We start from the raw sequence: 15071 nt of genomic DNA on the forward strand, positions 1-15071 counted from the left end.
AAAACGAACAGGCACTGGAAGAATTTGCCAATGCGTTATCGCGATAGGGCGTTATGAACAAATACCTGTCCTCGACTTATACCATCATCCATTGCTCAAACTGGAGGAAATGGTAAACTTTAAACGTCTGAAGAATCCTCAGACCGGTCAGTACGTTAATTACACTTACCCGGCTTCAGTTAATATACCTTTCGATCCCAAAATGATGAATACCCTTATCCGCCAGCTGCAGTAAACTTACATTCGATGGATTACATCCTTCGGATAAAGGAAATGCGATCATAGCTACTGCGCTTGCGGATGTGTTTAAACAACTCGGGCTGGCACCATTGTAGGACGCTTATATCATTTGCGACTATTTTATTATCGTAGAGGGCTATTTTATTGGGAAATGCGGCGCAACTTTGCAATATGCAACCGACACCTTCTTTTTCCCGCTACCAGCAGTTCGTCATTTTTGTATTGGCAGTTACCCAATTACTGTGGTACTTGATTTTATGGTTATCTCACCGTTGGGTGATGTGCTCATGAAATCGCTTTCCCTGCAACCGCAGGCCTTTGGGTTTGCGGTATCCGCCTACGCTTTAGTGCGGGTATTTCCGGTCTGCTTACTGCGGGTTTTGCAGACCGTTTTGACCGGAAGAAATTGTTACTGTTTTTTTATATCGGCTTCGTTACCGGCACGGTGTTGTGTGGTTTTGCACATAGCTACGAGTTGTTGGTAGCGGCCCGTATTGTTACGGGTTTGTTTGGCGGCGTGATTGCCTCTGTTTCTATGGCCATTATCACCGATCTTTTCACGTTGCAGCAGCGCGGCCGGGTGATGGGGTATGTGCAGATGGGCTTTGGCGCCAGTCAGGTACTGGGGATTCCCATCGGGTTATACCTGGCCAATGCGCTGGGTTGGGAAGCCGCGTTCTGGATGATCGCTGGGCTGGGCATGATCGTGGTGGTGCTGATCGCGCTGCGTTTCCGCCCTGTGGCCGCACATCTGGCCGTGCAGCAGCGCAAGCCGGCATTGATCCACCTGTGGCATACGCTTACCAAAGGCTCATACCGTCTCGGTTTTGCGGCTACGGCGTTGCTATCAATTGGCGGTTTTATGATGATGCCTTCGGCAGCACCTTTGCCGTGAAAACCTGGGATTGACCAATGAACAGCTGCCGTTGTTGTTCATGGTATCAGGGGTGAGTTCTTTGTTCATCATGCCATTGGTGGGACGGTTGAGCGACCGGGTGGACAAGTTCCGCATTTTTACTATAGCAGCCATCCTGATGGGTATTACAAGCGTATTGTACACGAACCTTGGGGTAACACCACTGTTGCCGGTGATGGGCCTCAACGTGGTGATGATGATGGGTATCATGGGTCGTATGGTGCCTTCGGCTGCACTCACCAGCGCTATTCCTGCGCTGGAAGACAGGGGGACGTTTATGAGTGTGAACTCCTCGTTGCAGCAGATTGCGGGTGGTGTGGCTGCGGCCATGGCAGGTTTTATTGTTACCCAACCGGCCAAAGGCGCTCCACTGGAACATTACAGCACTTTGGGGTATATAACGCTGGGCATCTCCCTCCTTACCATCTGGCTTGTGATGGGCGTAGACAGACTGGTAAAACAGAAACCGGAGGCGGTAGCAACGGTGGAGGAGGCGGTTATTTTGAGTGAAGGGTATTAATCCTTACTTCCGTTTTGAGACGATGCTTATACCGTCCACGGCTATTTGGTTCCCAAAACCTATTCTGATTTGCTGGTGAAAACCGAAACACTTACCAAAACAAAATACTTATGTTAATAGCAGCTAAAAAGTGGCTATCATTGGCGGTGGCCCGGGTGGCTTAACGCTGGCCCGCCTGTTACAATTGAAAGGCGTGGATGTGACCGTGTATGAAAGAGATGCAAACGCCGAAGCCCGCGTACAGGGCGCCACGCTGGATCTTCATTTTGAATCAGGCCTGAAAGCTATTAAAGCCATGGGTCTGCGCGATGCATTCCTCGCCAACTATCGCCCCGGTGCGGAAAAGGGCCGGGTGATCGATAAATACGGTAAAATCGTTTATGACGAACATAGTACTAACTTCGGGACAACGGTGGACGTACTGGATCTTGACAGTGAATGTGCCCGGCCGGAGATAGACCGGGGGCCGCTGCGCGATATTTTGCTGGATTCCCTGCGACCCGGCACTGTGGTGTGGGACAGCCAGTTTAAAAACATGATACCGGCAGGTCATGGCTGGCAGATCGAATTCAAGAACGGTCATACGGTTACTGCTGATATTGTGATCGGTGCAGACGGCGGCAATTCCAAAGTACGCCCGTTCGTGACAGATATTCACCCCAGCTATGCCGGCGTAGTGATCGTGCAGGGCAATGTGGGTCATGCCGCTACCACTGTGCCCCAGGCCAGTGAACTACTCAAAGGTGGGAAAGTATACGTGCATGCCGATGGCAAATACCTGCACATTTCTTCCAAAGGCGATGGCAGCATAGATTTTTACTTCGTGGAAGAAAAGCCGGAGGGCTGGTGGAACAACAGCGGGGTTGATTTCTCCGATGGCCGGCAGGTGCTGGCGTGGTTCCTGTCTGAAACACCGGGTTGGAATGATGTATGGGCGCCCATGTTCGAGAAGGCGGACTCGCCTTATTTATTGCGCCCGCAATATTGCATTCCCTTCGACCAAAGCTGGGAAGCCCATGCGAATGTTACGTTACTGGGTGATGCAGCTCACATCATGCCGCCCTCCGGCGAAGGTGTGAATCTGGCCATGCTGGATGCGTTGGAACTGAGTGAATGTCTTACTAACGGGGAGTTTACAGACATTAAAGCGGCCATTGCAGCGTATGAAGCGGCCATGCAGGAAAGGGGCACGGCGGAAGCACGATCTTCCATTGAGATAAGTCAATGGATGCGGGCAGAAGACGCGCAGGAGCGACTATTACAACTGTTTAACCATGTGTGATAATGTATCTTTTTTGATCTGTGGTGGCCTGTTTTTGACGGGCATTTGTGTTAGTCGTATTTAGTAAGGTTATATTAGAAGACAGGATTTAGTTCAGAATCGAACCAGTTCGAGTCTGAATATGGATCATTTATAAAATGTTTGGGAATAGTTTAAAGAGGATATATCAAAAATAAAATAACGTCTTTGGAATAGCTTACATGACCACCTGATTCCCGGCCTGATATAACGGAGAGAACTGTCGACAACTTTTGCTTCAAACTATATTTGACTCTTTTATCCATAAAAAAATGCCCCAAAAGTGTCTAACTTTTTGGGGGCATTTCAACTTTGTGACAGCCTCTTTTTTTGACGGGTAGCGGTAAGTTATCGATTAATAAATTAGTCCAGATTCAAATATCTTCAAGCTTAAAAAGTTAGTCGTATGTATATGTCTATAACGAATCGTTTCTAATAGATAAGTCTGACCACTACCGAAGATTGAACCCGTTTACGTGTTGGAATGAGACAGTAGCGGATTGCGTTGATAAATTTTTAATGCTCATCTAAATGTTCTTATTTGAATAGCAACTGAGCAAACTTGTAGAGGTTATTGCGCCAAACAGGCCAGGTATGGCCGCCGGGATATTCGCTATAGGTATATTTAATCTGCATTTCATTAAACCTGGCCAACATATTCTGGCAGTTATTATAGGCGATGTCTTCTTTGCCGCCCATAGTGATCCAAAATTGTTTTAGGTTACCATTAATTTTGTCGGCTGACTCCTTCATAAAAGCGTATTGTTGTTCAGCAGCGAGTTGCTTACCGCTAAACCAACCGGAGCTGAACACACCCAGATAAGCAAATTGATCAGTATTCCTGACACCGGCGTAAAGTGTTTGTATGCCACCCATAGACAGGCCTGCCAACGCTCTTTGGTTCGCATTTGCAATTGTACGATACCTTTTTCAATAAAAGGAACAACGACTTGCATGAGCTCATTTTCAAATGTCCGCAGTGACTCCTCGTCAAAGCTTCCCCTGGAAACATTGCCATCCATCATCACCACCAGCATCGGTTTAGCTTGTTTTACAGCAATGAGATTGTCGATGATCAAGTCGGTCTTGCCCTGTGTACTCCATCCTCGTTCGTCTTCGCCTCCTCCATGTAAAGATAGAGTACCGGATATTGCTGATTTGTAGCACTGTCATAACCAGGAGGTGTGTATACAAGACAACGACGCCAGGAATTGGTGACTGATGAAAAGTAACGGTTGATTCGTACATCGCCATGAGGCACGTCATTAATGGCATAATAGTCCCCGTCAGCAAAAGGAATTTCAATACCAGCAGCCATACGGCCCATCCCATAAAAAGTTTCGCTGGCCGGATCAGCAAGGGAGACACCATCTATCATCAACGAATAGTAATGGAAGCCTTCGCCGATAGAATCAGTAGTGCCCGTCCAATAGCCTGCGGTATCCTTTAACAGATCATATTTTTTACCAAGATCAATCTGTACACGTTGTGCCTGTGGGCTTTCAAACGAAATACAACGCGGTTGTCAGGTAAAACCTGAGGAAAGCCGGCATTACGCACATTCGTAGCAGCAGGCGTACCAAGTACTGTATACTTTGTGAAAGTAGAGGGATCAATGGGCTTAAATAGAAATTGAGAAAACATATATAGATCGTTTTTCCAGACTTCGAAGTCATGCTTGCCAGATTCTATATAATAAACGTGTGGTACCTTATTTTTATATAAGTAGTCATGTGTTCGTTTACTGAAGCCAATCAACCTGTCATTATCACCGCAGGAAATCCAAAGTAGCCTGAGCTGCCTTTTTGCAACTTCCGGATCAGGCACAAGTATCTCAGGACTTCGGGTATTAGGAGCTGATGAAAACCCACCCACCCAGGCGAACCGATCAAGATTACCTAAGCCGAAGTTAAGCGATTGGCCTCCTCCCATAGATAAACCCGCAATGGCGCGGTTCTCTCTATTAGCAAAAACCGGAAATCGCTTTTCGACAGAAGGAATAAGATCTTGTAGCAAGTCCTGTTCAAAGGTAGCAAACGCCTGCACTTTATCAGGTGCCATAATATTGCCGGTAGCACGATCGTCTTTCATGGCTCTTCCGTTTGGCATAACAACGATCATCGGGCTAATTTACCATCCGCATATAGGTTATCCAGGATCACCTGCGGAGCACCACCGTTAAGCCACTCCTTCTCATCGCCTCCAATGCCATGCAGCAGATACAATACAGGATATTTACCTTTTCTAGAATAACCAGGGGGTGTATACACTAAGGCCTTGCGCGTAGTACCCACTGTTTTGGATGTGTACCGGATGGTGTCAATTTTTCCGTGGACAATATTGCTGCGTAAGATGTCAAAGCCCTCCGGGGCGTGGATTACATCTGGTTGCGCATGGCCGGTTATACAGGCTACGCAAAGGGCTACAATGGTGAGGATTCGCCTCTTCATAGTTAACATAGATTTAGTTTTACATTAGTACTTCCTTGATATGCGTGTACGTAAAAACAAAAGGAATTCTATTAATATAGCATTTCTTTCTCAATCCAGGAATATAAAATGTATTTATAACACTTAAATCAAGACCCACTCTAAAAACTAGCCTTGCATTTTTGTGCCCGGTAGCGGAGTACTGTCGGACTAACTTATACTGATTATTAACAAATTGATTTGAAGCGGTGTAATTTATATTAGCTGGTTCGGATAACTATTCGGTAAAAAGAGAAAAGGTATATCTGGAGTCCAGGTTAAGTTAGCTTTTGCGCTAATGAGATATATGGTGCTCCTTTTTGATTGTAATTCCAGGTGTGCCATCAGGATTTGTTACCTCACAGTTAAAATAAGTTACGTATTTCGTTTGAGCAAGATACTTGTAAGCGATATTCTTCTGATGAATATATTTAGCATCAAATTCCAGATCGCCTGTTCCTGTTACCGTGTAGCAATACTTTGTGATTACTGAGTCAGAAACTCCGGTATTAGTAGTAACGACGATATGACCCTAACCCTGGATTGCCCGAGAGTATAATTTCCCGACAACGGATTACCGGGTGTGGGAGCATCATCTTCTTTGCAGGAGAATAAAAGGAAGGTTAGACTAACGATTAATACCGCAGATTTTACTGCTTTCATAGATATTTTTAATTAAATGATCAGCGGTAAAGATGAGCGCATATATTAGATAGAAAATAAATCATATTACTCGGTCTTACTACTCCTGTAAGCGCAGATGAGATCTGGTAACAATAATGTATAAACCCAACAGCTCAGTCGCTTTATAAAAGCATAAATATATCGGTAGTCTTCTGTGAACGATAAAATCTCAGGTATTCGAAACAGTTTGAAGAGGCAATATCCGGTTTTACAGCAAAACACAGATTAATTAAACGCAAATAAAAAGGGACTATCTGTGATGATCATAGATAGTCTCTTTTATTTAGGAAAATCACTTGTTACTTAGCGAGTAAACGATCTGCGGAACGTAATGGAATATCAGTCACTGAAATTTATTCCTTCGTAAATCCCACCATTGGTATCAGCCTGCAATCGTCTATCGCAGCTAAGCGGAACGGTTCTGCATCGTTTCTGTAGCCATCACTCTCCGCTATCAAAAGGAAGCTGGCAAAGTCTGGATATTCTACCAATAATACATCGTCCCACCACTCATTATCTGCTATGGCCAGTCTGCCCGATACATTACCTCCCCACGCGAGTTTAATGCCTTCCAGTTGTAGCTTGGCTGTCAATTCCTGGAAGGAAGGAATATATTGCTGGTAATAGATTTCGCGGCCACCATCGGGCTTGAAACGCAGCAGGTTCAGCATCACTACGGGGGTGTTGGGAGGAATATTACAGGCGGTTTCTTTCAGACCTTTATTGTCAATCGTTGTTATTCTCATGTTTGATAGTTTTAATACTACAAATAAACCATCAGGCGCGGAGAATAAAATATAACTACTTGAAGATTTTGTAACTGTATTTGTCTTAAACTGTGCTGTTTACTGAATCAATTACTTTTGTCAAAACGTTTCTGATGTTTGATGCCATTTTTAAGAACTTCGCACTACATATTAATCTGGATGCAAGCGAGGTTGAAAGAATATCTGCCGTATTGCAGGTGAGAGATGTATCTAAACATACCTTACTGCTGGAAGCCGGTGCGACCGCGCGGAATGTTTATTATGTGGTTAGCGGATGCCTGCGTCTTTTCTATACCGATGAAAATGGTGATGAACATAATATTTCCTTTTCTCCGGAGAACTGGTGGGCTGTAGATATCACCAGTTTTTCCATGCAAAAACCAGCCTTTATGAGTATCGATGCGCTGGAGGATACGACTGTCTGTTACCTGAGTTATGATGCGATGGAACAATTGTATAGGGAGGTGCCAAAGCTGGAGCGGTTCTTCCGCATTCTCACACAAAATGGCTTGTATGTTTATCAACGTCGCACGATCTCCAATCTCTCAGAGACTGCAGAATCAAGATATAAACGCTTCCGTAAGCGCTACCCTGATCTGGAATTGCGTATTACGCAAAAGCATATTGCTTCCTATCTGGGCATAACACCGGTGTTTCTAAGTATGCTACGGAAGCGTATGTAATGAGAAAAAGCCTGGAAGCATTAATACCTGTCTACCCTGATACTATTTCAAATCTTCTGTCGAAGCACTGAAGTTGATATGTAAGACATTTCCATTGGCTGTTAACAACGATGGTACTGACTTCACTCCCGCCTGTTCGATATAAAATGTTATGGGATGATTATGCGGTTAAAATTGAATGGGATGTACTTTCTATTTATTTTTTGATAAGCACAAAAAGTGCAAGAATTAATGATCGAATATATGAGTAGCTAATTAAATTGAATATTGTAACCTATGGCAAATGTTATAGGAGACTAAATTAATGGTATCAAATAATGGATCTGATATATATATGAATACCATCTCTTGCATGAGTTACCTCGGCAGATAAAACACTTGACCAAAGCTGGCTTTGAGTTCGAACGATTTGACTCCGGTCGGAATACTAAAGGAGCCTTCTTACCGGTCCACCCAACATAATTATCTTACTAATAATACATTGTTCATCCATGAAAACAGTTGTATTCTCTGCGAAACCATACGATAAGACCGTTTTAAACCAGCATAACAATCATTATCACTATGCGTTGCGCGTAATAAGAAACTGGTATAACGCAGAGATTTATTTCTTTTGCAGATCGAAAGTCCCTTGTATAGGAACACGCTCACCAAACACACCCTTGCTGATCAGTGATGTAAACGTTCCTTTAAAAATGCCATTCCTGTAATCCAGACTGGTAATTACCGTATTTCCTCTTTCATAAGTTCCCCATTCCATAATATATCCGCCTTTCCCGGGAGCTGAAGCTACCAGAGTATATAACGGATAAGTCCCACCTACCTGAGTCCATGCGGAAATGCCAAGGCTTTTGGCTCCATTCCCACTGCTGGCCCACAAATGAATAGTTGAGGTATCACCATTCAACTCTCCCCGAAAAAGAAAGATCGTATCCTTATCATCAAAGGTGTAAGTCTGCCCCTCCACTGTAAAAGTAACCAGACCTTTAACATAGACCTCAGCAGGAGCCGCTTCTGGTATCGTATCTATCGGCGGTTCCCGATCAGGGAGATGCTCTTTGTAACAGGCGGTGACTGATAAAATGATCACAAAAATAATGGTGCAGGCACTAAAGACGCGTTTCATGACAGGTGGTCGTATAGGTTAGCACAAAACTACTCAAATTGAATTAAAAAAGATGTGTTCGGCCGGACATAAAAAAACCGAGGCCATCACTTATACAGACAGCCAACCGGTTATACGGGTGCTATCACACTCAACTAAAATTCATTCCCCTGAGCTACAGCGGCTTAAAAGTAAACACTATAACAATGATCATGCAAAGGAAAGCATATCTATCAGTAATTTACTAAAGAAGGACAATCAAGGAAAGGAGCAGGAGCTAAAAGAAACACAGGCGGAAATAAACGAGCTATACATAGGAACACCAAACGCCCGTTCTTTACACCTTGACGATGAATTTACAGCAGAAGAATCTAAAGAGATTAAGACAGACTTGACCAGGAGGACAGAGGAGTTGGAAAAGAAGAAGACAAAGTTATTATCCACGGACGACAACTATCAGGAGTACTTATCCCAAGGCGGCGAAATCATGAAGAACATAGCCAATCGCTATGTTTCAGCTTCCCCAATTGGCAAAAAACAAATCCTTGGTTTGATCTTCGCAGAAAAGCTGATTTTTTCAGATAATAAATTTCGAACCACAGTGCCTAATGTCTTCCCCGAGTTAATTAAGCAGGCCTGGAGCGGACTTAGACGAATATAAATAGCAAAAGGTCGGAGATGTCCGACCTTTCCGCTTTCGTGCTCAATGCTGATATAAATTCGAACCAATTAATTGTGATAATTAATAAGTTATACTACAAAAGCCAGATTGACGCCTGAGTAATCCATTTGAAGTGATCGGCTTAGGAAAGCTAGCTCCTGATCTCTCTCCTCATGAACAGGTAATAGGACCATGCAAAACAAACGGTAGTAGCTGCGACTAATCCGCTTACCTGCGGCCATACGATCATAAGGCTTTCTTTAAAGGGTAAGGGCGCTGGCACGGCACCTGCCATGTCCTCCATACTGACGGGACCCAGGCTGCGTACGGATGGCATCAGTAGGGTGGTAGTGGCATCTGTATAAAGCTGGCTGGGGGCTATCCGTAAAAGGTCAAGAATCATATTGTTGTATCCTATGATCTGCTCCTGTGATAACATACCTGGATCTGCCGGGAGTATGGCCCTTACCAGTAGTTTTACCAGTAGCTGATAAAATACGGTAAGAAAGATCCATATCCCAATAGCGGTTAATGCTGCCGCAGCGCCTTGTTTGAGGCGAACAGACAGCAGGATGGAAAGCGCCAGCCAGAAAGCAACATATATAATGCTGAAGAAGGTAAAAGTGAAGATTCTTAATACCTCCTGTGGTTCTATGCGTACACCGGTAAAGAGCAAACCACCACCTACCATAAGCAATATCAGGGAAGTAAAGAAAACTGTGACAACCATACCGGCGCTCATAAACTTGGAAAGTAAAAAGTTGTCCCGGTATACCGGTTGTGCCATGATCCTGACGAGCGTACCATTGCTCTGCTCTGTATTGATGGCATCAAAACCAAGGCTGATTCCGAGCAATGGCCCAAGGAAACTTACAAATACATGGAAGGGCGGCACTACATTGTCGGTAACCGTGAGCAGTTTTAAGTAGAGAAAAGTGTGATCAGGATCGCTCAGATTGCTGGTAGCATTGCTAATGCCGGAGAGCGAAACGTACATGGCAACTACGAAAGTGATTAAGACAAGCGACACCATAACAATGAGGCGCCAGCTACGTATATGGTCTGCAATCTCTTTACGCACCATCACACGGAAGGGAGAAGGTACATGGGAGACGGTGTACCTGTTACTGCTACGGTTGTTCTTTAAAGAAAGTCCTTTGAAGGAAACTGGCAGGCTTTTCATGAGTTGTATTTTCAGCTACATTGTTTTCAAAATACTTTTGATAGATATCATCCAGGCTGTAATCTTTCTGATGTACGCCGGTTATATCGCACCCATTTTCCACCAGCAGGCGTACAATGGAAGGTGTGATATCGCGGGTGCAGAAGAAGGTAAGGCAGTTGTTCTGCACTGACACTTCTTTCACGGCATCCAGTTCTGAAAAGATAGGCATAAGCGGCCATGGTTGTATAATGGGCCTGACAAGTGTGACGGTGGTGGAGTATCCTTCGCGGTCCAGCAAGTTTCCGGAAAGGGTATCAATATTGCCTTCCACTTCCAGTTTGCCATTTACGAAAATGCCTACCCTGTCACATATCTGCTGTACATGGTGCAGGTGATGGGAGGAGATCAATACGGTGATTCCGTGTTGCCTGCTGAGTTGTCTGATTAGTGTGAGAAATTCCCTCACCCCAGCAGGATCAATACCGAGCGTCGGCTCATCGAGGATAATGACGGCTGGTTTTTTGATTAGCACGTCTGCAAGCCCCAGGCGTTGCTTCATTCCCCGGGAAAAGGTAGATGTACTTCTATTCATATCACCTGCAAGGCCTACCAATGCCAGCGTTTCCGTGGCTCTTGTCTTTACTTCATGCTCCGGAAGGCCATTTAAACGGCCAATGTAAAGCAGATTCTCCAGGGCGGTCATGCTATCGTAGAATCCGACACTGTCCGGCATGTAACCTACGGTACGCTTTACCGCAATTGGCTCCCGGGTAGCATTAAATCCGCACACGTATGCGGTGCCTTCTGTGGGCTCTGTGAGGCCCAGCATCATAAGGATGGTGGTGGTTTTACCGGCACCGTTAGGTCCTAATAAACCGAATATTTCGCCTCTGCGGATTGCGAGGTCGAGACCATTCACTGCTTTCTTCTTCCCATAGCATTTTGTCAACCCTTTCAGTTGTATGATAGGATCGTTCATCTGTAACATGATGTGTTTTTGTTGTTGTGGAAAGGTATATTTAATGGAGGTACCGTTATCGCCGGCCGTACTTACGTATGAGATACCAGACGAGGCCTATAGCTGCGAGTATGACCAGAATGCCGATCCATCCTGCCAGCAATGACGTTTTTACGGTGATGCGGAAAATAGCCTGCGTGTTGCTTTCCTGGCTCCTTGCAGTGAACGTAGCGACGTAATCGCCGGCAATAGTCTTGTCAGGCACGCTTATTTTTGCAGTGACCTCCTGTGAGGCATCCGGGTTCAGTTGCTGAATCTTTGCCGGCTCAAACGTGCATTCCCACTGGGGTGGCAGTTGAGCAGACAGCTCGAGCTGCTTTAGTGGAAGTGTGCCGGTATTCTTTACAGTGAGGTGGATATCATGGTGGACACCTGACGTAACCTCATCACTCAGACGGCCGGTAGGTGTTGTGAGCATGATGTTGTAGCTGCCTTTAACTACAGCTTCAAGCTCTATAGAAAGGGTGTCATGGAGGGATGCTGCCCGGATGGGAATCGTGTACTTTCCTGGTTTTACATTGGGAGAAGGATTCACTTCCACGGAGAGTTCCTCAGACTTTGCACCGGACATATTAAGTGAGGTGACTAGCGTACCCTGGGCGCGAAAGCTTGCGATCCAGCCGGCGGGTACATCTGCCGAGAGTTCATAGATTAAGGGTGTAGTACCAGGATTTTTCAGGGTGGCACTATAGCGGAAGGTTTCATTTGCCGGAGCTTCGATGTTCATTAACCTTACCGTAAAATTCTCATTACCACCCGTAGCAGTGGTGTTTTTTTGTGCTTTTAAAGGTGTTTGCCCTGTGAAGATAGCGATGCATAATAAATAGGAAAAACGCGTTCCTCGTGGCTTGCGCAAGCGAATAGAGAGTGATTTTGTAAACATGATCCAATAACTAAAATTTATAAAATGATAGTTTTCAAAAAATGTCAGTGTAATATCGTTACCAACAATTGGATGGAACGGATGGCAATTTAAAAACATAGAGAAAAATATAGAACAGCGTAAAAAAAAATTAACAAGTTTTTAAGGTGTGGGGTTTCCAGGTGTCAGTTGCATCTTTATATAGAATCGCGATACAGACCAGCGTCAGATGATTGTAAGATAACGGCAAGGCCTGATGTTGAAGAAGACATGCGCGGAAATTAACATCCCTATTTGTTTTACTGCATCAGCTAGTAATTGTCTGGTTAAAAAGGGGCTGATATGCCAATTTATACCAATTCGGACACTTCTCCGACCTTTCCGCTTTGTGCACGGTAGCGGAATGTTTACGATTGCGCTGTGCAAAGTCCGTGGGGTGGGGATTTTTTTTCAGATGAAACACCTCGAAATTACCCGACAGGTACTCAATCCTGTCCGACAAGGTCTAATCAACTATCGGAAGCGAGTCTTGCGTAGTCATCAGAAATGATGGCACGAAGCGTAGACAGCGACTGCCGAAGGTATGCTATTGAGCCTCGAAATGTTCCTGTATGTCGAAGCTTTAGTTGTTCGTAAGGCTAAAGCAACATCAAACCTGCGTTATAGACGAGTGGGGACGATTCGACCGGGGTCTGAGAACATATCGAAGTCAGACTGGGGTAGTACGGGAACACAGGAGAGCCTAACGTCTCCAAACGGAAGTCGGTTCATGGGATTGACCGAACAAGAATAATCCGGGCTTATAGGGTTTGTATCGTCACCTTGTTAAGCGCTAAGAAAAGGCGATATCGGGAGGTATCCGAACCGAGAGAAATTGAAGGTAAGGAGAAGGACGAAGGCAGTCTTAGCATCCTCATAGTACTGTTAGAAGGGTGGGAAATCAGCTCTATGAAAGCCACTTAGTAGGGAAGGGGGATGTCTGTTTACGGAACTAGCATCTTAGCAACACTAAATGTACCAGAGACATGAATGAAGTGTTAACAGTAGAGATGCAGATAGCGGCCCGGGCAAGGAAGTATCCGGGAGAAGCGCTGACTAACCTGCATGAATTTATTGATATCAGACTATTGCATAACTGCTTCGATTCCCTGAATAAGAAGGGCGCAAGCGGAGTAGATGCGGAGAAATGGACTGATTACAATAAACAAAGAAATGAGAGAATCCCCGAGTTATTGACGGCTTTTAGGAGCGGTAACTACCGTGCACCCAACATCCGGCGGGTATTTATACCAAAAGGAGATGGAAAGCTGCGTCCGTTAGGTCTTCCGACAGTGGAAGATAAGCTGTTGCAGACGGCTGTATCGCGCGTCCTGACGCCGATATATGAAGGCATATTCTATCATGAATCGTATGGATTTAGGCCGGGCAAATCCCAACACCAGGCAGTAGAAGAACTGTCCAGAGAAGTGAGCATGAACCGGATGCGTTATATTATTGACGCAGATATGCAAAACTACTTTGGTAGCATAGATCATAGCCGCCTGCGTGAGTTCCTTAACCTAAAGATAAAAGATGGTGTGATAAGGAAAATGATAGACAAGTGGTTGAAGGCAGGTATACTTGAAAATGGTCAGGTCGTGTATCCCACGGAAGGTACTCCTCAGGGCGGTAGTATATCTCCGTTACTGAGTAACATTTACCTGCACTATGTACTGGATATCTGGTTCAAAGATCAAATCCAGCGATTACTGAAGGATGACAGCTTTATGATCCGTTTTGCGGATGACTTTCTTCTTGGTTTTACCAACAAGGAAGATGCATTACGAGTGATGGCAGTTTTACCGAAACGATTAAGTAAATACGGACTGATCCTACATCCAGAAAAGACCAGATTAATAGATCTGGATGATGATGGAGAAGATCATCCCCGTACTACGTTTGACTTTTTAGGTTTTACTCACTATATAACTAAAAGCCGAAATGGAAAACGTATCCTTAAGCGCAAAACAAGCAGTAAGAAACTGAACGCGGCTTTGAAGCGTCTGAGTGACTGGATCAAGTTCTATAGACACAAGCTACCTATAGCAGAACTTATAGCATCACTGAACCAGAAACTACGCGGCCACTATGCCTACTATGGTATAACATTCAATATCCGGAAGCTGCATACGTACTATAACCGGACTAAACGCTTGCTCCATAAATGGCTAAACCATCGCGGAGGTAAGCGTGTATGGACATGGGAAAAGATAAGAATGCTAACGATGGAGTGGATACCCCTTGTAAGACCGAAGGTCTATCACAGTTATCAATTAGCGAAACCGTAAACAGAGGAACCGTATGCGGGAAATCCGCTCGTACGGGACTGTGGGGGAGCGGGGAGGTAACGAACCGCTCTACCCGGAACCAAATTAAATTGATAATCAAAAACTTATCAACAAAATGCGTATTTGCTTCTAATATTTGTCATTAACAATGATCCCCTTACTCTAAATCTATTAGCGATTTCATTTCGTCAATGAAATGATACCCGTTGGTCTATCTTCCAAAGATGGCTGACAACAGTATCAATTTCTCTTCCAGCTCTGAAGTGGTAATATATTTTAGTCTCAAATGTCGAATCTGTCTCATAAAAATCTGCTATCAAAGTATCTTTTATTATATAATCTGCATCACAAAAAC

At 44.6% G+C, this 15071-nt stretch carries 16 protein-coding genes and 1 pseudogene; 7 read left to right on the forward strand and 10 right to left on the reverse strand.

Going from position 1 to position 15071, the window contains the following annotated elements:
* From FEF09_RS31645 to FEF09_RS19685, 4 genes and pseudogenes are all read left to right on the forward strand, one after another.
* Nucleotides 1-235, forward strand: a pseudogene (locus tag FEF09_RS31645) (hypothetical protein); the annotation flags it as partial.
* A gap of 369 nt (nucleotides 236-604) precedes the next feature.
* The gene (locus FEF09_RS31650; protein WP_261387619.1) at nucleotides 605-1135 is read left to right on the forward strand and encodes an MFS transporter; all 531 of its coding nucleotides are present in this window, start codon (nucleotides 605-607) and stop codon (nucleotides 1133-1135) included.
* A gap of 10 nt (nucleotides 1136-1145) precedes the next feature.
* Nucleotides 1146-1676 (forward strand): MFS transporter, encoded by a 531-nt coding sequence (locus tag FEF09_RS31655; protein ID WP_222597041.1) that lies wholly within the window; start codon nucleotides 1146-1148, stop codon nucleotides 1674-1676.
* A gap of 130 nt (nucleotides 1677-1806) precedes the next feature.
* A complete protein-coding gene (locus FEF09_RS19685) occupies nucleotides 1807-2958 on the forward strand; it encodes an FAD-dependent oxidoreductase (protein WP_146306691.1) in 1152 nt (383 codons plus the stop codon).
* Nucleotides 2959-3513: 555 nt separating this feature from the next.
* On the opposite strand, the gene FEF09_RS33285 is transcribed toward FEF09_RS19685, so the two are convergent.
* From FEF09_RS33285 to FEF09_RS19695, 6 genes are all read right to left on the reverse strand, one after another.
* On the reverse strand, nucleotides 3514-3843 hold the full coding sequence (locus tag FEF09_RS33285) for an alpha/beta hydrolase (RefSeq protein WP_261387620.1): 330 nt from the start codon (nucleotides 3841-3843) through the stop codon (nucleotides 3514-3516).
* Entirely contained in the window at nucleotides 3726-4055 is a 330-nt protein-coding gene (locus FEF09_RS33290; protein ID WP_261387621.1) for a hypothetical protein, read from the reverse strand. The genes FEF09_RS33285 and FEF09_RS33290 overlap by 118 nt, the downstream gene beginning before the upstream one ends.
* Nucleotides 4052-4354, reverse strand: coding sequence for a hypothetical protein (locus FEF09_RS33295; protein WP_261387610.1), 303 nt, complete (start codon nucleotides 4352-4354; stop codon nucleotides 4052-4054). Before FEF09_RS33295 ends, FEF09_RS33290 begins: the two co-directional genes overlap by 4 nt.
* 68 nt (nucleotides 4355-4422) lie before the next feature.
* Nucleotides 4423-5067, reverse strand: coding sequence for an alpha/beta hydrolase (locus tag FEF09_RS33300; RefSeq protein WP_261387611.1), 645 nt, complete (start codon nucleotides 5065-5067; stop codon nucleotides 4423-4425).
* A gap of 26 nt (nucleotides 5068-5093) precedes the next feature.
* Nucleotides 5094-5426 carry an alpha/beta hydrolase gene (locus tag FEF09_RS33305; protein WP_261387612.1) on the reverse strand — a complete coding sequence of 111 codons (333 nt, stop codon included), beginning with the start codon at nucleotides 5424-5426 and terminating at the stop codon, nucleotides 5094-5096.
* A gap of 1055 nt (nucleotides 5427-6481) precedes the next feature.
* A complete protein-coding gene (locus FEF09_RS19695; protein WP_146306692.1) occupies nucleotides 6482-6874 on the reverse strand; it encodes a DUF1330 domain-containing protein in 393 nt (130 codons plus the stop codon).
* Nucleotides 6875-7008: 134 nt separating this feature from the next.
* Between FEF09_RS19695 and FEF09_RS19700 the strand changes: the two genes are divergently transcribed.
* Nucleotides 7009-7578 (forward strand): Crp/Fnr family transcriptional regulator, encoded by a 570-nt coding sequence (locus tag FEF09_RS19700; RefSeq protein ID WP_146306693.1) that lies wholly within the window; start codon nucleotides 7009-7011, stop codon nucleotides 7576-7578.
* Between the two features lie 604 nt (nucleotides 7579-8182).
* Here FEF09_RS19700 and FEF09_RS19710 read toward each other — a convergent pair.
* On the reverse strand, nucleotides 8183-8704 hold the full coding sequence (locus FEF09_RS19710; protein ID WP_146306694.1) for a hypothetical protein: 522 nt from the start codon (nucleotides 8702-8704) through the stop codon (nucleotides 8183-8185).
* A gap of 52 nt (nucleotides 8705-8756) precedes the next feature.
* On the opposite strand from FEF09_RS19710, the gene FEF09_RS19715 reads away from it, so the two are divergent.
* Nucleotides 8757-9344, forward strand: coding sequence for a hypothetical protein (locus FEF09_RS19715; protein WP_261387613.1), 588 nt, complete (start codon nucleotides 8757-8759; stop codon nucleotides 9342-9344).
* A 151-nt stretch (nucleotides 9345-9495) separates the two neighbouring features.
* Here FEF09_RS19715 and FEF09_RS19720 read toward each other — a convergent pair whose 3' ends face one another.
* The 3 genes from FEF09_RS19720 to FEF09_RS19730 are packed head-to-tail and all read right to left on the reverse strand — an operon-like array spanning nucleotide 9496 to nucleotide 12383.
* The gene (locus FEF09_RS19720) at nucleotides 9496-10527 is read right to left on the reverse strand and encodes an ABC transporter permease (protein WP_261387614.1); all 1032 of its coding nucleotides are present in this window, start codon (nucleotides 10525-10527) and stop codon (nucleotides 9496-9498) included.
* Nucleotides 10475-11488, reverse strand: a complete 1014-nt coding sequence (locus tag FEF09_RS19725; RefSeq protein WP_186774418.1) for an ABC transporter ATP-binding protein — start codon at nucleotides 11486-11488, stop codon at nucleotides 10475-10477. The genes FEF09_RS19720 and FEF09_RS19725 overlap by 53 nt, the downstream gene beginning before the upstream one ends.
* 55 nt (nucleotides 11489-11543) lie before the next feature.
* Nucleotides 11544-12383 carry an NEW3 domain-containing protein gene (locus FEF09_RS19730; protein ID WP_261387615.1) on the reverse strand — a complete coding sequence of 280 codons (840 nt, stop codon included), beginning with the start codon at nucleotides 12381-12383 and terminating at the stop codon, nucleotides 11544-11546.
* Nucleotides 12384-13414: 1031 nt separating this feature from the next.
* Here FEF09_RS19730 and ltrA point away from each other — a divergent pair.
* On the forward strand, nucleotides 13415-14716 hold the full coding sequence (gene ltrA / locus FEF09_RS19735; RefSeq protein ID WP_146306696.1) for a group II intron reverse transcriptase/maturase: 1302 nt from the start codon (nucleotides 13415-13417) through the stop codon (nucleotides 14714-14716).
* Nucleotides 14717-15071 lie beyond the last annotated feature (355 nt).

This window comes from Chitinophaga pinensis (assembly GCF_007896845.1).
In the GTDB taxonomy this organism is placed as follows: Bacteria; Bacteroidota; Bacteroidia; order Chitinophagales; family Chitinophagaceae; genus Chitinophaga; species Chitinophaga pinensis_C.